This window comes from Pseudonocardia oceanicola, from assembly GCF_047200735.1.
In the GTDB taxonomy this organism is placed as follows: Bacteria; Actinomycetota; Actinomycetes; order Mycobacteriales; family Pseudonocardiaceae; genus Pseudonocardia.
The window spans coordinates 89,518-106,294 of record NZ_JBJZON010000019.1; the positions used below are offsets into that span (position 1 = coordinate 89,518).

The following is a 16,777-nucleotide window of genomic DNA, read 5'->3' on the forward strand; positions in this document are numbered from 1 at the left end:
GACGGCGCCCCGGCCCGGGGCGCGAGCACCACGGGTTCTCGACGCCGTCCCTCAGGGCCGGATCTCGTACACCGCGTTGAACGCGGTCTCCGCGGCCTTGCGGAAGCGGGTGAAGCCGGCCTCCGCCGCGATCTGCCGGATCGGGAACTCCCCGGCCTGCGCGCCGAGCGCGTAGCCGCCGCCCTGCGAGAGCGCGGTGGGCACGCAGAGGAACGTCGAGCCGCTGTAGTAGAGCCGGCCGACCGGGTGGAGGTTGTCCGCGACGGTGTCGCCCGCAGCGGGCTCGACCACCATCCAGGTCCCGTCCGGCGACAGCGCCTCCCGGACCCGGCGGGCCGCCCCGACCGGGTCGCCCATGTCGTGCAGGCAGTCGAACATCGCGACCACGTCGAAGCCGGTGCCCGTGAACTCCTGGGCCGAGGTGATCTCGAAGGACAACCGGTCGCCGACGCCGGCCTCGGCGGCCCGCTTGCGCGCCTCCTCGATCGACTCGGCGTGGTAGTCCGAGCCGACGAACGTGCTGCGCGGGAAGGCCTTCGCCAGCAGCAGCGAGGACTCGCCCAGCCCGCAGCCGACGTCGGCGACCCGGGCGCCGGCCGCGAGCTTCTCCTCGACGCCGTCGAGCGCCGGGATCCAGTTCTGCACCAGCTCCGCGACGTAACCGGAGCGGTAGAAGGCGGCGCAGCCGTGGAACACGTCGTCGTCGTGCGCGTGCCAGGGCACACCGGTTCCGGTGCGGAAGCTCTCCGCGATCTTCTCCTCGGCCCGCAGGTATCCCAGCACCAGCCGGTACGCCGCGGAGACGTTCGGCCCGTCCGGGTCGACCAGGCAGTAGGCCTGCTCCTCGGTCAGCGAGAACTCGCCGGTCGTGGGCTCGTAGGTGACGTAGCCGCCCGCCGCCTGCCCGCGGAGCCACTCGGTGAGCGGGCGCTCGTGGCACCCGGTGCGCTCGGCGAAGGCGGCCGGTGTCGCCGGCCCCTCGGCCAGCGACCGGTACAGGCCGAGGCGGTTCCCGACCGCCACCGACCCGGCCGCACCCGTCGCGCCGATCTCGGTGATGAAACGCCCGAGGAACTCGGCCACCGCGTCCTGGTTCATCCCTGCTCCTTCCGTCCGTCCCGGCTCGGTGCCGGTCGACGACGACCGTGCGTCCCCGGGCTTGCACGGACCTGGCACCGGCTGTCCGGGCGCTGACAGCACCGGTCCCCGCGGGCATGCTGTCCGGCGGAGGTGAGAGCGATGGCCGGGGTCCGCGTCGAGGTGCTCGGTCCGTTGCGCCTGCTCGTCGACGGTGCACCGGTCGAGGTCCCGGGCCCCAAGCGCCGGGCCGCGCTCGCGCTCCTCGCGCTGGCCGAGGGCCGCACCGTGCCGGTGGACCGCCTGCTCGACACCCTCTGGCCCGCCGGTGTGCCCGACTCCGGTCGGCAGGCCCTGCACACCCACGTCTCGCGGGTGCGCACGCTGCTCGGTCCCGCGGCCGACCGGCTGCGCACCCTGCAGGACGGGTACCGGCTCGAGCTGGCGCCCGGCGAGCTCGACCTCGCGCAGGCCCGGACGCTGCTGGCGCGGGGCCGGGCCGCCGCGGGACCGGCTGCCGCCCTTCCGCTGCTGCGGCGGGCCCACGCACTCTGGCGTGGCCCGGCCCTGGCCGACCTGCTCGACGTCCCGGCCGTCGCCGTGGCCGTCGAGGAGCAGGACCGGCTCCACCAGGAGGTGACGGACGCGCTGGTCGCCCGGGCGGTCGAGGCGGGCGACGCCGCCGAGGTCGTCGGGCTGGCGGCGGCGGCGCACGCGGCCGAGCCGCTGCGCGAGCCGGGCGCGGTCCTGCTGATGCGCGCCCTCGCGGCGAGCGGGCAGCCCGCCGAGGCCCTGCGGGTCGGGCGGGAGTTCCGGCGGGCGCTGGCCGACGAGACGGGGCTCGACCCGTCGCCGGCCCTGGGTGAGGTGGAGCGGGCGGTGGCCGGTGGAGCCGACGGCGCGCCCGGGCCCGCGGCCCCGAATCGCGCGGCGCCGGTCACCCGGCTGATCGGGCGCGAGCAGCAGGTCGCCGGCCTGCACCGGCTGCTCGCCGAGGAGCGGCTGGTCACGGTGGTGGGGCCCGGCGGGGTGGGGAAGACCCGGGTGGCGCTGGAGGTCGCCGGGCGCGGCCGGGCGCCGGTGGTGCCACTGGCGCCGGTGACCGATGCCGCCACGCTGCCGCACGCGCTCGCGGGCGCCCTCGACCTCGCGGTCGCCCGCGGCGACGTGCTGGCCGCCTGCCTGGCCCTGCTCGGCGACCGGCCGGGGCTGCTCGTCGTCGACAACTGCGAGCACCTGCTCGCCGGCGCGCGCGATCTCGTCGAGGCGGTCCTCGCGGCCTGCCCGCGGCTGTCGGTGCTCGCCACCAGCCGCGAGCCGCTCGGGCTCGCCGCCGAGTACACCTACCGGCTCGCCCCGCTGCCGGTTCCCGCGCCCGGCGAGGCGGACGGTTCGGCCGCCGTGGCGGTGTTCCTGGAACGGGCGCGGCGGGCCCGGCCCGGGCCGGTGCCCGATCCGGCGCAGCTGCGGCTCGTCGCCGACATCGTGCGCCGGCTCGACGGGCTGCCGCTGGCGATCGAGCTGGCCGCCGGCCGGCTCTCCAGCCTGTCGCTGGCCGACCTGCACGCCCGCCTGGACCGCTCGCTGGACCTGCTCGGCGGCGCGCGGACCGGCGACGCCCGGCACCGGACGCTGCGGGCGACCCTCGAGTGGTCCTACCAGCTGCTGACCGAGGACGAGCGGCGGCTGTTCCGCCATCTCGCCGTGTTCGCCGACGGCGCGGACCTCGACACCGCCGAGCAGCTGGCCGTCGACCTCGGCCTCGGCGGGGACCCCGGCGGCCTGCTGGCCCGGCTCGTCGACGCCTCGCTCCTCGAGGTCGACTTCGCCGCCGGCACCCGCTACCGGATGCTGGGGACGTTGCGCGTCTTCGCCTCCGACCGGCTCGCCGCGGCGGGGGAGGCGGAGGCCGCGGCCGGTCTGCTGGTCCGGTGGGCGGTCGGGCTGACCGAGCGCATCCGCGTCGGACTGGACGGGGAGGGCGAGGCCGAGGCGGACGCGACCCTGCGCCGGGAGATCGCGAACCTGCGCGAGGCGTGGCGCCTGGCGCGGCGGCGGGCGGACCTCGACGCCGCGACGGCGATGGTGGCCGCGCTGTACGAGGCGATCGCCTACCGCGACCTCGTGGAGCTGCGGGGATGGGCCGAGGAGCTCGCCGCCGACCCCGCCCTCGCCGCGCACCCTCGCGCGTGCGTCGTGTTCGGCACCGCGGCGGAGGCCGCCTACCACCGGGGCGAGAGCCGGGAGGCCGAGCGGCTCGCCCGTGCCGGGCTGGACCGGGACCCGACGTCCGCCGACTCGTGGTACTGCCGGATGGTCCTGGCGGTCGTCGCCCTCGCTCGCGGGGAGTTCGCGGCGACGGTGGAGCTGTCGCTGGTCGGGGCGGCGCTGGCCGGCGAGCACCGGGAGTGCCTCGGGATCGGGGCCCTCGCGGCGGCCTACGGCGGTGATCCGGGTCGGGCCCGCCGGTTGAACGAACGGGGCCGCGCCGCCGCGGTCTCCCCGTCCATGCGGTCCTGGGCCGCCTACGTCGACGGGGAGATCGAGGGCCTGACCGGCGACCTGGCCGCGGCCGAGACCCACTACCGCACGTCGCTGCGCCTGGCCCGGGGCGTGGGCGCGACGTTCCTGGCCGGCGTGGCGAGCGTCGGGCTGCTCGCCGTGCTCGCCCGGGCCGGCCGGGTGCGCGACGCGCTGCGCGGCTACACCCGGGTCGTCGACGGGTTCGCGCGCACCGGCAACTGGACCCACCTCTGGACCACCCTGCGCAACCTCGCCGACCTGCTGCGCACGCTGGGCGACGACCGCACGGCCGCCTTGATCGAGGCCGCGGCGGACCGGGCGCCGGATGCCCCCGCCGTGGCGGGGGCGCGGCCGGTGCCGCCACCCGGCGGGCCCGTGCCCGACCGGACGGAGGTCCTCCGGCTGGCCCGCGAGGCCGTGGCGCGGGCGGATCAGCGCAGCGCCAGCGCCAGCGCCGCCCGCTCCGCCTCGAGGTAGCACTCCTCGCTCACCCACGCCGTGTAGCGCTCCCGGCCGAGGGCGTCGATGATGCCCGCGGTCTGCGTGGTCTGCGCCGCGAGGGCGCGGACCTTGCGGGCGGCGACGGCGGGCGGCAGGGCCAGGTCGATGCTCAGCCGGTCCGGCCCGACGACCAGCGGGAACCCGGGTTCGTAGACGCCCAGCTCGGCGTCGAGCGAGGCCCACTCCCGGGCGTGCCGATCGGGCACGGCGGCGTGCAGCAGCCGGGTGCCCGGGGGCGCGGCCAGCTCGACGGCCGCCCCCGCCCACGCCGAGACGGTCCGGTGGTCGGCATGCCCGGTGATCCCGTCGGGACCGAAGGTCAGCACGGTGTCCGGGCGGACCTCGTCGACGATCTCGGCGAGCCGGGCGATCGCGGCGGGTGCGTCCGCATCGGCGCACCCGCCGTCCCGGTAGTTCAGGAAGCGGTGCTCGCGCACGCCCAGGATCCCCAGGCAGTGCGCCAGCTCGCCGGTGCGTTCGTCGGCCAGCCGGTCCGGCGGCCACGTCGCGGGATCGGACGTCCCCAGCTCGCCGCGGGTGGCGGTCACGCACACGACCCGCTGGCCGCGGTCGCGGGCCAGGGCCATCAGGCCGCCGGACAGGTACGCCTCGTCGTCGGGATGGGCCCAGACACCGAGGATGGTGCCCAGCTCGGCCACGCGGTCGGACGACGTGATCATGATCGGTCCCTTCGGATCAGCATCAGGTGCAGGAGCAGGCCGGCGCCGCAGCAGGCCGCGACGACGAGCCGGAGCGCGCCCGGACCCCCGGCGGGGGCGCCGAGTGCGAGGCCGCCGAGCAGGGCGCCGGCGGCGAAGCCGAGATGGACGGCCGTCCCGTTGAGCGCCAGCACGACCGGGGCCGGCCCCGCAGCGAGCCCGGCCAGCCGGTGCTGCTGGGCGGGGATGCACGCCCATGCGGCGGCACCCCAGCCGACCGCCGCGGCGAGCAGGCCCGGGGTCCCGGGGTCGATCGTGACGACGACGAGGGCCGTGACCAGCGCGGCGGCGGCGACGGGCACCACCCGGCGGCCGCCCCAGCGGTCGGCCGCGAGCCCGCCGCACCACGTCCCGAGCACCCCGCCGACCCCCATGGCCGCGAGCACCGTGCCCGTCGTGCCCGCCACCAGCACGTCCACGTGGGCGTACACCGACTGGGACCCGGCCATGAGCAGCGCGGACACCACCAGGGCACCGACGAGCGCCGGCGAGCGCAGGGGCCGCAGCCGCTCGCGGGCCGACGTGCGGGCCAGGTCCACGGCCCCCGCGCCCGCGCGCCACAGGGCGAGCACGGCGACGGCCGCGAGCAGCGTGACCAGGACGAACGCGGCGCGCCAGGAGGTGACACCGGCGAGGACGACGCCCAGCGGTGCGCCCACGACCATCGCCAGCGAGGAGCCGGCCGGCACCACCGCGGCGGCGCGCCCCCGACGCTCGGGGGCCACCGAGGCCAGTGCCGACGCCGCCGCCGCCGGGACGTGGACGCACGCCGCGAGCGCGGCGAGCGCCCGGGCTCCCAGCAGCACGGCGAGGGTCGGGGCGAGCGCGGTCGCCACGGCGGCGACGCCGACGACCCCGATCGAGCCGAGCAGCAGCGGCCGCAGCCACCGCCCGTCGAGCAGCGTGCCGAGCACCGGCGCGCCGACGGCGTAGGTGCCGGCGTAGACCGCCAGCGCGAGCCCGGCCTCGCCGGGCGTGACCGCGAGGTCCGCGGCCGTCCGGGTGAGCAGACCCGCGAGGACGAACATGTCGGTGCCGATCGCGAACGAACCCAGCCCCAGTACCGCGACCGGTGCCGGCGGGAACGCCGCCGCACCGCGCGGCCGGCGCCCGTCGAGCAACTGCGCGGTCATCGCCTCCACCCCCTCCGGGTCCTCGTGTGGGGACGAGAGTGGGGCCGGCCGCTTGCAGCGCGCTGTCACGACCCGGCACGGCGCTGTCCGCCCGCTGGCGTCGGTGCTGCCGTGATCGTCGGGGGGTGCGGGATCGCCCGCCTGCTCCTGCGCGCACTCCGCTCCCGGTGATCCTGCGAGGGCTCGCTCAGGTGAGGCGCGGCGAGGGGGCCGGGGTGCTCGTCAGCGTGGCCGCCCGCCAGCCGCGCAGCGAGCTGACCAGCGCGAGCCCGTCGGCGCGCAGCAGGTCGCCGGGCCGCAGGGCCCGCTCCCGCACCCGGCCCGCGGCCACGAGCAGGCCGCGCTCGACGCCGGGCAGGCAGCCGCTGCCGAGCGGCGGTGTCCACCAGGTGCCGTCGATCCGCGCCGCGAGGTTCGCGGTGCAGGACTCGGTGACCTCACCGCGCTCGTTGACCAGCAGGACGTCGTCGGCGCCGGGGTGGCGGGCCAGACGGGCGGAGTAGGGCGCGCGGCGGCTGGTCTTGTGGTGCGGCCAGCACTGCGTCGAGTCGACCGGCACGGGGTCGACGACGAGCCGGACCGGACCGCCGGTGGGGGAGGGAAGGGCCTCGACGTCGACCCCGAGCGTGCCGTCGCGGTAGCAGCGCAGCCGCACGCGGGCGTCGCCGGAGTCGGCGAGGCGCTCCGCCAGGGCGGTGCGGACGGCGGCCTCGTCGAACCGGAAGCCGAAGTAGGTCGCGGAGTCGGCGGCGCGGGCGAGGTGGGCCTCGAGGGAGCGCAGGCCCTGCCCGGCCTCGTGGCGCATCGTCTCGATCAGGTGGAAGTCCTCCGGCCGGCTCTCGAGCACCCGCGCCTTGGCCTGCAGTTCGGCGTACTCGGCGGCCGGCTCGGACCCCCAGGTCACGCCGCCGCCGGCGCCGTAGGTCGCCGTGCCCCGTTCGCGGTCGACGACGACGGTGCGGATCGCGACCGAGAAGCGCGCGCGCACCGGGTGGCCGGGCGGCGCGACCACGCCGATCGCTCCGCAGTAGACCCCGCGCGGGCTCGCCTCGACCTCGCGGATCAGCTCCATCGTGCGGGCCTTGGGCGCGCCGGTGACCGAGCCGCACGGGAACAGCGCGCGGAAGGTCTCGGTGAGCCCGACACCGGGGCGCAGCCGGGCGGTGACGTCCGAGGTCAGCTGGTGCACGGTCGGGTACCGCTCGACGCCGAGCAGGCTCGGCACCGTGACGGTGCCCGGCACGGCGAGGCGCGCGAGATCGTTGCGCACCAGGTCGACGATCATGACGTTCTCGGCGCGCTCCTTGGCGCTGCCGCGCAGCCGCGCCACCGCCTCGGCGTCCTCCGCGGTCGTGCGGCCGCGCGGGGCCGTGCCCTTCATGGGGCGCATGAGGATCCGGTCCCCGCGGGTCTCGAAGAACAGCTCGGGGCTGGCGCTCGCGACGACGAACCGGCCGAGGTCGAGCAGCGCGTGGTGCGCGCCGCGCTGGCCCAGGGCCAGGTCCCGGTACAGCTGGGTGGGGTCGCCGGCGAACGGGGCCGCGAGCCGGGTGGTGAGGTTGCACTGGTAGGTCTCGCCCGCGGCGATCCGCTCGCGCACCGTCCCGACGGCCGCCCGGTGCGCCGCCTCGTCCCACTCCGTCGACCAGGGCACGGTCGCGGAGGACGGCCGCTCGCCGGGCGCCACGACCGGCACCGGCTCCGCGGTGCGGGTCAGGCCGAACCACACCAGCGGCAGCCCCTCGACCGGCTCGCGGGTCACCAGCGTCGGGTCGAGGCCGCTCGCCGCCTCGTAGGCCACCATCCCGAACGCCCACCACCCGGCGGCGCTGCGCCGCTCCACCTCGTCGAGGACCCCCGCGACCTCCTCCGGCCGCCACGCGACCAGTTCGGCCCGGGCGTGCCGGAAGAGCCGGGCGGTGCCGGCGACGAGGTCGTCGACGCGGCCCCGGGCGGCTCCGGACATGGGTCGGCTCCTCGGGTGGGGACGGTCGGCACCGCATGATGCCGGTTCCGGCACCCTCTGCGCACCGACCCGCGTCACACCGGCGCGGAGTCGTCACCGTGATCACCCGTCACGGAGTGGGAGAGCCGGAACTCGACCGTGCCTCCCACTCCGGTGATCGTGCCGGGCCCGGACTCCAGGGGGCGCGGACCGATCGGTCCCGGTCAGGGTTCCGGAGCCGGGGGAGGACGAGCCGTCCGGCCCGCCGGAGGGGGAGGCGGGCCGGACGGCCGGGTCGGCCGGGGAGCGGGTCAGCGGAGGGCGGGGGAGACCGCCACGGGCTCGCGGTGGGCGTGGTGGTGGTTCGCGTTGCGCGGCGTCGCCAGGACCTGGCGGGTGCGCTCGTCGAGCGCGAGCGAGTCCGAGAGCGCCCCACCGGCGGCGAGGACCGTCTCCAGCGCCTCGAGCCAGTGCGCGTAGTAGCTCCACGGCTCGCCGCCCGAGCCCTCCTCCCAGCGGCGGATCGACTCGATCAACGAGCTGGAACTCGCTCCATTCGTAGTGGCCCTCGTGGTAGGCCGCGACCGCCATGGCGAAGGCGCGCAGCTCCCACGGCTCCTCGAAGGCGCGGGAGCCGGCGTCGCCGCCCGGCATCCCGCGGACGAGCTGCTCGATCCGCCGGCGAACCTCGCCCAGCTCGGTGGCGTCCGGCCTCACGTGCCCACCGCCTGCACCGGCCCGACGCCGATCATCGAGTCCCGGGTGACCAGGGCCGCGAGCTCGGAGGCGCCCAGGTCCTCGGTGCCCGCCGGGCGCTGCGGCAGGACCCAGTGGCGCAGCTCGGCGCTGGAGTCCCAGATCCGGATCTCGACGTCGTCGGGGATCGGGAAGCCGAAGTCCTCGGCGAGGACCCTCCGCGGCTCGCGCACGATCCGCGCCCGGTAGGCCGGGGCCTTGTACCAGTTGGGCGGCAGGCCGAGGACGGGCCACGGGTAGCAGGAGCAGAGGGTGCAGACGATCGCGTTGTGCACCGAGTCGGTGTTCTCGACGACGATCATGTCCTCGCCCTGCAGGCCCCCGATGCCCATCTCGGCGCACGCGGCGGTGGCGTTCTCCAGCAGGCGCGCCTTGAACTCCGGGTCGGTCCAGGCCCGCGCGACCACCTGGGCGCCGAGCTGCGGGCCGACCTCGTTCTCGTAGACCTCGGCCATGCGGTCGACGGCCTCGGTGGTCATCACGCCCTTCTCGATCAGCAGCGCCTCGAGGGCCTTGACCCGGGCGGCGATCTCCTCCTGGGAGCGCAGCGGGGTGTCCGTCGGTTCGGCCATGTCAGGATCCTTCGGGGGAGGCGGGGAGAGGTAGGGCTCCCAGACGTCGAAGTAGACGACGGCGTTCGGGTCGCCCGTGTCCTCGCCCCAGAGCTCGGTGGCGGTGAACTTCACGGTGTAGACGTGCTCGGGGCACTCGCCGAGCCCGTTGCCGGCGGTGTCGGGGTAGATGAACGTGCCGTGCGCGCCGGTGATCACGCCGGTCCGCCCCCGGATGTACCGCGCCCGGCGGGTGTGGCCCTCCGGGCTGTCGGTCGCGACCCGGACCGCGTCCCCGACGGCGAACCTCGCGACCTTGTCGGACTCCCGGGCGGCCGGCGCGCCCGCCTTGATCGCGCCGTCGACGAAGGCCAGCAGCTCCGGGTCGCGGCGCTCGGGGAGCGGCGCGTCGGGGTTCTCCCGGTAGTACCGGGTGCGCTTCTCGAGCTCGGCCGGGTCGACCGCTCCCGCCTGCTCGGCGTAGTGCTCGACGGCGTGGGTCCAGTGCTCGTAGTAGTTGGACAGCAGGTACTCGGCCGGGTTCATCTTCTCGATGCCGTGGCGGAACTGGTCGACGGTGAAGAAGCCCGCGCGGAAGCAGGTCGCGAACATCGCGAACGCGGCCTTCTCCCACTCGGCCCGGAACACCGGCTCGTCGGGGTCGGTGCGGACCGGGCCCAGCCCGTCCGTGCCGCCGAGATCGAAGACGCCGTTCACGCCCGGCCTCCCGCCGTGGTCAGGGTGGGCGGGGCGGGGAAGCCGCCGACCGCCTGCTCGTAGGTGTGCGCGACACGCAGGACGGTGGCGTCGTCGAACCGCCTCCCGACGACCATCAGCCCGGCCGGGAGCCCGTCGACCAGCCCGGCGGGCACCGAGACGGCGGGGTGGCCGGTGACGTCGAACGGTGCGGTGTTGCCGATCATCGACAGCGCCGTGGGCAGGTAGGTCTCCAGCGGTGCGTCGTGCGGCAGCAGCTCGCGGGCGGTGTGCGGCAGGGTCGGCATGACCAGGACGTCATGGGCGGACAGCGCCTCGTCGTAGGCCTTGCGCAGCTCGAGGGCGAGGTTGCGGGCCATCGCGTAGTACTTGCCGCCGGCCAGCTCGAAGGTGTAGCGGCCCGAGAGCCCGACGAGCTTGACCGTCTTGGACAGGTGCGCGCCGTGGGTGATCCGGTTGGCGGCGTAGTGCGCGATCAGCTCCGGGTCGTAGAGGCCCTGGGAGTTCATGCCGTAGCCGTTGCCGTCGAGCATCTGGAACGCCGCGCCCTCGGTGGCGATGACGTTCCAGACCGCCATCGCGTCGGTGTGCCAGGGGATCGACACGTCCTCGGCGACCAACCCGGCGCCGCGCAGTGTCTCGACGGCGGCGCGCACCACCTCGTCGACACCCGGGTCGCTGACCGGGGTGCCGAAACCCTGCCCGACCACCCCGATCCGCAGCCCCTCTGCGGACTCACCGAGCGCGGCGGCGTAGTCGACGGTCTCGAGCGTGGTGGGCTGGCGCGGGTCGAGCCCGTCGATCCCGGCGAGCACGGTGAGCATCGCGGCGGCGTCGGCGACGGTGCGGGTCATCGGCCCGAGATGGTCGATGGTCTGCTCGATCGGGAACGCGCCGGTGTAGGGCACCAGGCCGTGGGTGGGCTTGTGGCCGACCCCGCCGGAGAACGAGGCCGGGATGCGCACCGACCCGCCCTGGTCGCCGCCCACCGCCAGGTCCACCTCGCCGGTGACCACGAGCACGGCGCTGCCCGACGACGAGCCGCCGGCGTTGCGCGCGGGGTCCCACGGGTTGCGCACCGGGCCCGGGCGGGAGGTGAAGCTGGCGCCGGAGAAGCACAGGTCCTCGCAGACCGCCTTGCCGCTGACGGCCGCGCCGGCCTCGAGCAGGCGGGTGACGACCGTGGCGTCCCGGGTCGGGACGAAGCCCTCCACGGTCCGTGAGCCGTTCATCATCGGCACGCCCGCCACGCAGATGTTGTCCTTGATCGCCACGGTCTTCCCGGCCAGCGGGCCGGCGGCCGCGCCGGATCGCCACGGGCACTCCTCGGGTCGGGTGGATCCGATCGAGGACGCTAGGGACATCGGCGGTATCGTGTCAACGGTTCTTGACGCGTTGACGCCCTGTTCACCCCGCGACGTCCGCAGATGACGTCGGGGTGAAGCCCGCCCCGTGGGCCTCGGCCAGGTAGAGCCGTTGCTGCACCCGGTCGGTGCCGTCGAGCGTGACCGTGCCGCGGGGGAACTCGAAGCGCCCCACGCGCATCTCGTCGGCGACCCGGGCGGGATCGGTGGTGCGCGCCCGGCGGGCGGCGGCCGCCCACATGTGCAGGGCCTCGAACACGGACTCGGTGAGCGTGGACAGCGGCGGCGCCCACGGGCCGAACGCCGCGCGGTAGCGCTGCAGGAGCGTGCCGTTGCGGTCCGTGGCGAGCTGCTGGAAGTAGCCGGACACCCCGTGGATGCCCCGGGCGGCCGGGGCACCGACCCGTTCGAGCGTCACCTCGTCCATCGCCGGGCCGAGGCTGAGCGTCCGCTCCCGCAGCCCCATCGCGTGGCACTGCCGCTCGAACCCGGCGGCGTCCGCCCCGACGAAGCCGTTGAGCACGACGTCGGCGCCGGACGTGGCGATCGCCTCGACGATCGGCGTGAAGTCCTCGGTCCCCAGCGGGGCGTAGCGCTCCCCGACCAGCCGGGCGCCGACGGCGGGCAGGATCACCCGCGCGGCCGCGTTGACCTCCCGGGGCCAGACGTAGTCGTTGCCGGCGAGGAACCAGCGGCGCCCGCCGGCCGCCCGCATCATCGGCGCGGCCGCGGCCGCCAGCTGCCCGGCAGGCCGCTCGCCGAGCCGGATGCGCAGCCGGTTCTCCCCGCCGCCCTCGTTCATGTGCGACTGGACGACCAGCACCCCGGCGTCGGCGAGCGCGGCCGACACGGCGGCGTAGGTCGCCGAGGTGGTCATCAGGAACAGCGTCGAGCAGCCGGACCGGACCAGCCGCAGCGCCTCGAGCACCCCGGTGGCGGGGTCGGTGGCGTCGTCCGCCGCCAGCAGCTCGACAGGTCCGCCGGCGACCCCGCCGTCCGCGTTGATCTCCTCGAGAGCGAGGGTCGCCATGTTCTCGGTCGCCGCGGCGAAAAGGCTGCCGGGCCCGGACTTGCTGGTCAGCAGGCCGATCCGGGGGCCCGCCGCGGCGCGGGCGGCACCGGGAGACCCTGCCGGCGCATGAGCCACTCGAGCCCGCGCCGGTCGATCTCGGCGTGCAGCCGGATCCGGGTGCCGCCGGGGGCGGGGGCGAGCCGGAGGCGGATCCGCCCGCGCCAGGGCTGGTCGTGGCTCACGGTGAGCGAGGTCGGGCGGCGCAGCGCGCTGATCCGGCCGAGGACGTCGACCGGTCCGGCCCCGCCGAGCGGGACCCGCAGCGTGACGACGGACCCGACGGCGATCCGGTCGCAGGTGGCGTCGAACAGCCACCCCGCCCCGGTGGACCCGCCGAAGCGGTCGAACACGGCCTCGGGCGGGACGGCGGCGAACTCCTCGGCCGAGACCGCGACGGTCCCCACCGCTACCGCGCCCTCACCCGGTACCTGCTCATCCCACCTCCGCGGCCCCCCGCGTGTCGGTCGTGCCCGTGTCGGTCGTGCCCGTGTCGGTCGCCTGCGTGCCGGCTCTGCCGAGGCCGGCCCCGCCGGTCTCCGGCGGCCGATTCTCCACGGCCGCGCGCACGTCGTGAAGGGACTGCTGGAACAGGCCCTGCAGCAGGGTCAGGACCTCCGCGGCGGAGCCGGTCGGGTCGACCGCGTAGTACCGGTACCGGCCGGCGCGACGCTCGGTGACCAGCCCGGCCACCCGCAGCACGCGCAGGTGGGTCGACACCGCGGTCCGGCCCACGGTGGTGATGCGCTCGGCCAGGGCGCCGGCGCTGCACTCGTCCTGCTCGGCCAGCACGGCGAGGATCTCCCGCCGGACCGGGTCGGCGAGGGCGTCGAACGCCAGGTTCCGGCGTGCCGCGCGCTCCGACGTGTCATTTTCCGATGACATGAGCCCACGATAGCCGAGCGGTGATCGCCGCCGCGCGAGCTGCGTCACCCGGGGGCCGTCCTGCACGCAGCGTTCGGCGCCGCGGGGTGGGGAAACCGGGTTCGAGGAATCCGGATTTCTCGGGTGGTACGCGTGGGATGTCCGATCGCGTGTGGCCGAACGATTGCCGGTCGTGCCGGCCGAGGAGTCGGTAAGGCGACTCGTCAGGCATGAAGAATCGTCGCAGGCGCACGATCGATCAGAACGCACTATGCAACCATTCATTCCGGCGCAGGTGCGTGCGTCATTCCGGAAGCGGCGGGGGAAGATGACCCCGATACGGACGGGGAACCGGCGAACAGGGCTCCCGCGCGAATCGTCCGCCGACGATCCGCGCGAGAGCCCGTCCGCACGGCGCTCCCCGTCTCACTGTTCATCTGCGCAGGCAGATGCACCCGATCCCTACTTGCAGCCGGGGGTCGTCGTGGTCTGGCCGGGCGGGTGGCACTTCGCGTTGCCGTCGTGCGGGCCCGCTGAACTGTTGCCGGGACCGAAATCGGGATCTGCGAATGCGATCCCTGCCCCGCCGACCGTGAGACCTGCGGCGATCAACGCCGCCGCGATGAGCCTTCGGATCATTTCGCCTCCCCGTCGACCGTGATTCTCTTGTCGCCACCGGTGGCGGGGAGGACGCTAGCGTCGTGCTCTTGCTGCGACAAGGGTCCGCACGGGAAAAGGCACCCGAAATCGGGAAATCCTCTCCGGAATGCGGCGCGTCGTGCCGGGCTCACGCTCCGTGGAGCTGAACCCGACCGTGCTCAGCCCACCTCGCCGTCAAAGGAGAGGACGTGCCCCATCCGCTCCTGCTTGGTGCGGAGGTAGCGGAGGTTGTGGGGGGAGGGGGTGGAGGGCAGGCCGACCCGCCCGACGATCTCCAGGCCGTAGCCGTCGAGGCCGCCGTACTTGGCGGGATTGTTGGTGATCAGCCGCAGCCGGGTGATGCCGAGGTCGGCGAGGATCTGCGCGCCGACGCCGTAGGAGCGGGAGTCGACGGGCAGGCCCTGGGCGGTGTTGGCGTCGACGGTGTCGAGCCCGCTCTCCTGCAGGGCGTAGGCGCGGATCTTGTGGGCGAGCCCGATCCCGCGGCCCTCGTGCCCGCGCAGGTAGACCACCGCCCCGGCGCCCTCGGCGGCGATCGCGCGCAGGGCCTGTTCGAGCTGGGCACCGCAGTCGCAGCGCAGCGAGCCGATGATGTCGCCGGTCAGGCACTCGCTGTGCACCCGCACCAGGGCGCCGCCGGCGGACCGGCTCGCCGCGACGGCGTCGCCGTACACGAGCGCCAGGTGCTCGGTGCCGTCGAGCGTGGACCGGTAGGCGGCGGCCCGGAACTCGCCGAAGACCGTGGGCATCGCGGAGGTGGCGACGTGCTCGACCAGCTGCTCGGTCGCCCGCCGGTGCCGGACGAGGTCGGCGATCGCGAGGACCGGCAGGTCGTGCTCGGCGGCGAAGGCGCGCAGCCGCTCGCCCCGGGCCATGGACCCGTCGTCGTCGACGATCTCGCCGATCACGCCGACCGGCTCCTGCCCGGCGAGGCGCAGCAGGTCGACGGCGGCCTCGGTGTGCCCGGCCCGGACCAGGACCCCGCCCTCGCGGGCGCGCAGCGGGAATACGTGCCCGGGGCGGCGGAGGTCGTCGGGCCGGGTCGCGCCGTCGGCGAGCGCGCGCAGGGTCCGGGCGCGGTCGGCGGCGGAGACGCCGGTGCCCGCGTCACGATGGTCGACGGTCACGGTGAACGCGGTGCCGTGGGCGTCGCTGTTGTCGGTGACCATCTGCGGCAGGCCCAGGGCGTCCGCGCGGGCGGCCGGCATCGGGGCGCAGACGATCCCGGTGGTGTGCCGCACCACGAACGCGAGCTGCTCGGGGGTGGCGGTCGCGGCAGGCAGGATGAGATCGCCCTCGTCCTCGCGGTCAGCGTCGTCGGTCACGATGACCATCCGGCCGGCGGCGAGTGCGGCCACCGCCCGCTGCACGGCGCGCGTGGACGGCAGGGCGGGAGTCGGAGACGTCATCGTCGATTCCTCACGGTCGGATGCCCACCCGGACGGGCGGACCGTCGAGCACCCCCTGACGGTAGAAGAGCGCGGGCCGCTCCGACTATCCGTTGTGAGCCGGCTCCTATCCGTGCAGCGCGGGCCGTCCGGGGAGACGCCGGACACGGTCGTGCTCGATCCGCCGCTGGTGTCCTTCAGCCCGGCCCGGAGCTCCTCGACGCGGCCCCGGATCCCCGAGTCGGGGCCTTCTGCGTGAACGTCCTCGCCGACGGGCACGAGGAGCTCAGCACGGCCTTCGCCCGGTCGGGCACCGACAAGTACGCCGGCGTCGCGTGGGCCCCCGCCCCGTCCGGCGCCCCGCGGCTCGACGGCGTGGCGGCCTGGATCGACTGCACCCTCGCCGACGAGTTCCCCGGCGGCGACCACACGATCGTCGTCGGGCGGGTGCGGGACCTGGGCGCCGCCCCGTCCCCGGCGCCGCTGCTGTTCCACCGCGGCGCCGACGGCATCACCGCGTGACGGCGGCGCGGCCGCGCGGGCGGTTCGGGCGCCCGCCGCCGACCACGGCGCGGACGTGATCTTCGGGCTCATCGACCACAACGAGGAGCTCAAGTACTTCGGCGAGAACGTGATACCGCTGCTCAAGCAGGCCGGCCTGCGCCACTGAGCTGTCGGCCGGCTTCATGATCGCCATGAGTGGGCAGTGGTGGCTCATTCTCGTGCACTGGCGGCACTCCGACAGCGATCATGGAAGCGCGCGGGTGGTTGGGGCCGACGGTCGGGCTCCAAGATCGCTGTGAGTGTGCCGGGGCGGTTGCGTCCGGAGCAGTGGGGTCACTCTGGCAGCGATCATGAGGCCGTGCGGGCGATCCGGGTCGTCGGCCGGGTCCATGATCGCTGTGAGCGGGACGTGGTGGTCGCGCCCAGAGCGCTGGCGGCACTCTCGCGGTGATCACGAAGACCGGGTGAAGGCTCGCACGACTAGCCTCGACCCCGTGGCTGTGCAGCGGCCGGGTCCCGCCCGGTGGGTCTGGTACGCGGTCGGCGGGCGGCTGCCGGAGCGGTACCGCGAGTGGGTGCTGTACGACGCGACCTGTTCGACCTGGGTGGCGCGGCACCTGCTGCGCACGGCGGTCCCGCTGACGCTCGTCTCGGTGCCGATCGTGCTGTTCGTGCCCGGGCCGCTGTGGGTGCGGCTCTGCGGGCTGCTGCTGGGCTGGCTGGTCTCCGCGCAGTTCGCGATCTTCCTCCTGCACGACTCGGTGGACCACCGCGTGCGCAAGGCGGGCTACCCGCCCGGTCACGCGCAGGCCGTGCGCGATGCCGCGGCGCGCGCCGTCCGGGAGCGCGCCCGGGCCCGGTACGACTCGCGGTACCGGTAGGCGTCGCGACCGGTGGGTGGCGATCGCGCCACGGCGGCGGCCCGTGGGAGGCGATCGTCGCCACGGCGGCGGCCGGTGGGAGGCGATCGTCGCCACGGCGGTCACCGCCACCCACCGGGTCGATC

The 16,777-nt window shown here is 75.5% G+C and carries 14 protein-coding genes and 1 pseudogene; 3 read left to right on the forward strand and 12 right to left on the reverse strand.

What is annotated here, in order from left to right; genetic code table 11:
• Nucleotides 1-51 precede the first annotated feature (51 nt).
• Entirely contained in the window at nucleotides 52-1,098 is a 1,047-nt protein-coding gene (locus ACL02T_RS24155) for a class I SAM-dependent methyltransferase (RefSeq protein ID WP_412833037.1), read from the reverse strand.
• Between the two features lie 141 nt (nucleotides 1,099-1,239).
• On the opposite strand from ACL02T_RS24155, the gene ACL02T_RS24160 reads away from it, so the two are divergent.
• Nucleotides 1,240-4,077: an AfsR/SARP family transcriptional regulator gene (locus tag ACL02T_RS24160; RefSeq protein ID WP_412833038.1), complete on the forward strand. Its 2,838-nt coding sequence runs from the start codon at nucleotides 1,240-1,242 to the stop codon at nucleotides 4,075-4,077.
• Here the strand turns inward: ACL02T_RS24160 and ACL02T_RS24165 are convergent.
• From ACL02T_RS24165 to ACL02T_RS24215, 11 genes and pseudogenes are all read right to left on the reverse strand, one after another.
• Nucleotides 4,032-4,781 carry a PIG-L deacetylase family protein gene (locus ACL02T_RS24165; RefSeq protein ID WP_412833039.1) on the reverse strand — a complete coding sequence of 250 codons (750 nt, stop codon included), beginning with the start codon at nucleotides 4,779-4,781 and terminating at the stop codon, nucleotides 4,032-4,034. The genes ACL02T_RS24160 and ACL02T_RS24165 overlap by 46 nt on opposite strands.
• A complete protein-coding gene (locus ACL02T_RS24170) occupies nucleotides 4,778-5,953 on the reverse strand; it encodes an MFS transporter (protein ID WP_412833040.1) in 1,176 nt (391 codons plus the stop codon). Before ACL02T_RS24170 ends, ACL02T_RS24165 begins: the two co-directional genes overlap by 4 nt.
• Before the next feature lie 187 nt (nucleotides 5,954-6,140).
• A complete protein-coding gene (gene pabB, locus ACL02T_RS24175) occupies nucleotides 6,141-7,919 on the reverse strand; it encodes an aminodeoxychorismate synthase component I (RefSeq protein ID WP_412833041.1) in 1,779 nt (592 codons plus the stop codon).
• Nucleotides 7,920-8,209: 290 nt separating this feature from the next.
• Nucleotides 8,210-8,434 (reverse strand): hypothetical protein, encoded by a 225-nt coding sequence (locus ACL02T_RS24180; RefSeq protein WP_412833042.1) that lies wholly within the window; start codon nucleotides 8,432-8,434, stop codon nucleotides 8,210-8,212.
• A 177-nt stretch (nucleotides 8,435-8,611) separates the two neighbouring features.
• The gene (gene nthA / locus ACL02T_RS24185; RefSeq protein WP_412833093.1) at nucleotides 8,612-9,226 is read right to left on the reverse strand and encodes a nitrile hydratase subunit alpha; all 615 of its coding nucleotides are present in this window, start codon (nucleotides 9,224-9,226) and stop codon (nucleotides 8,612-8,614) included.
• Nucleotides 9,227-9,259: 33 nt separating this feature from the next.
• Nucleotides 9,260-9,922: pseudogene (gene nthB, locus ACL02T_RS24190) on the reverse strand (nitrile hydratase subunit beta); the annotation flags it as partial.
• Complete coding sequence (locus tag ACL02T_RS24195) at nucleotides 9,919-11,286, reverse strand: amidase (protein WP_412833043.1); 1,368 nt, start codon at nucleotides 11,284-11,286, stop codon at nucleotides 9,919-9,921. The pseudogene nthB and the gene ACL02T_RS24195, both read right to left, overlap by 4 nt.
• 43 nt (nucleotides 11,287-11,329) lie before the next feature.
• Nucleotides 11,330-12,433 (reverse strand): ABC transporter substrate-binding protein, encoded by a 1,104-nt coding sequence (locus ACL02T_RS24200; protein WP_412833044.1) that lies wholly within the window; start codon nucleotides 12,431-12,433, stop codon nucleotides 11,330-11,332.
• Entirely contained in the window at nucleotides 12,364-12,762 is a 399-nt protein-coding gene (locus tag ACL02T_RS24205; protein ID WP_412833045.1) for a hypothetical protein, read from the reverse strand. The genes ACL02T_RS24200 and ACL02T_RS24205 overlap by 70 nt, the downstream gene beginning before the upstream one ends.
• Nucleotides 12,763-12,790: 28 nt before the next feature.
• A complete protein-coding gene (locus tag ACL02T_RS24210; protein WP_412833046.1) occupies nucleotides 12,791-13,240 on the reverse strand; it encodes an ArsR/SmtB family transcription factor in 450 nt (149 codons plus the stop codon).
• 797 nt (nucleotides 13,241-14,037) lie between these two features.
• Nucleotides 14,038-15,288: a bifunctional 3,4-dihydroxy-2-butanone-4-phosphate synthase/GTP cyclohydrolase II gene (locus tag ACL02T_RS24215; RefSeq protein WP_412833047.1), complete on the reverse strand. Its 1,251-nt coding sequence runs from the start codon at nucleotides 15,286-15,288 to the stop codon at nucleotides 14,038-14,040.
• Nucleotides 15,289-15,522: 234 nt separating this feature from the next.
• Here ACL02T_RS24215 and ACL02T_RS24220 point away from each other — a divergent pair, with 234 nt between their 5' ends.
• Nucleotides 15,523-15,789, forward strand: a complete 267-nt coding sequence (locus ACL02T_RS24220; protein WP_412833048.1) for a flavin reductase family protein — start codon at nucleotides 15,523-15,525, stop codon at nucleotides 15,787-15,789.
• Between the two features lie 476 nt (nucleotides 15,790-16,265).
• Entirely contained in the window at nucleotides 16,266-16,652 is a 387-nt protein-coding gene (locus tag ACL02T_RS24225; RefSeq protein WP_412833049.1) for a DUF5313 family protein, read from the forward strand.
• The last annotated feature ends 125 nt before the right edge of the window (nucleotides 16,653-16,777 follow it).

Excerpts from the sequence above, each read along its gene's own strand:
- ACL02T_RS24155 (WP_412833037.1), bottom strand. The coding sequence starts at position 1,098 with ATGAACCAGGACGCGGTGGCCGAGTTCCTCGGGCGTTTCATCACCGAG.
- ACL02T_RS24160 (WP_412833038.1), top strand. The coding sequence starts at position 1,240 with ATGGCCGGGGTCCGCGTCGAGGTGCTCGGTCCGTTGCGCCTGCTCGTC.
- ACL02T_RS24165 (WP_412833039.1), bottom strand. The coding sequence starts at position 4,781 with ATGATCACGTCGTCCGACCGCGTGGCCGAGCTGGGCACCATCCTCGGT.
- ACL02T_RS24170 (WP_412833040.1), bottom strand. The coding sequence starts at position 5,953 with ATGACCGCGCAGTTGCTCGACGGGCGCCGGCCGCGCGGTGCGGCGGCG.
- pabB (WP_412833041.1), bottom strand. The coding sequence starts at position 7,919 with ATGTCCGGAGCCGCCCGGGGCCGCGTCGACGACCTCGTCGCCGGCACC.
- nthA (WP_412833093.1), bottom strand. The coding sequence starts at position 9,226 with ATGGCCGAACCGACGGACACCCCGCTGCGCTCCCAGGAGGAGATCGCC.
- ACL02T_RS24195 (WP_412833043.1), bottom strand. The coding sequence starts at position 11,286 with ATGTCCCTAGCGTCCTCGATCGGATCCACCCGACCCGAGGAGTGCCCG.
- ACL02T_RS24210 (WP_412833046.1), bottom strand. The coding sequence starts at position 13,240 with ATGTCATCGGAAAATGACACGTCGGAGCGCGCGGCACGCCGGAACCTG.
- ACL02T_RS24215 (WP_412833047.1), bottom strand. The coding sequence starts at position 15,288 with ATGACGTCTCCGACTCCCGCCCTGCCGTCCACGCGCGCCGTGCAGCGG.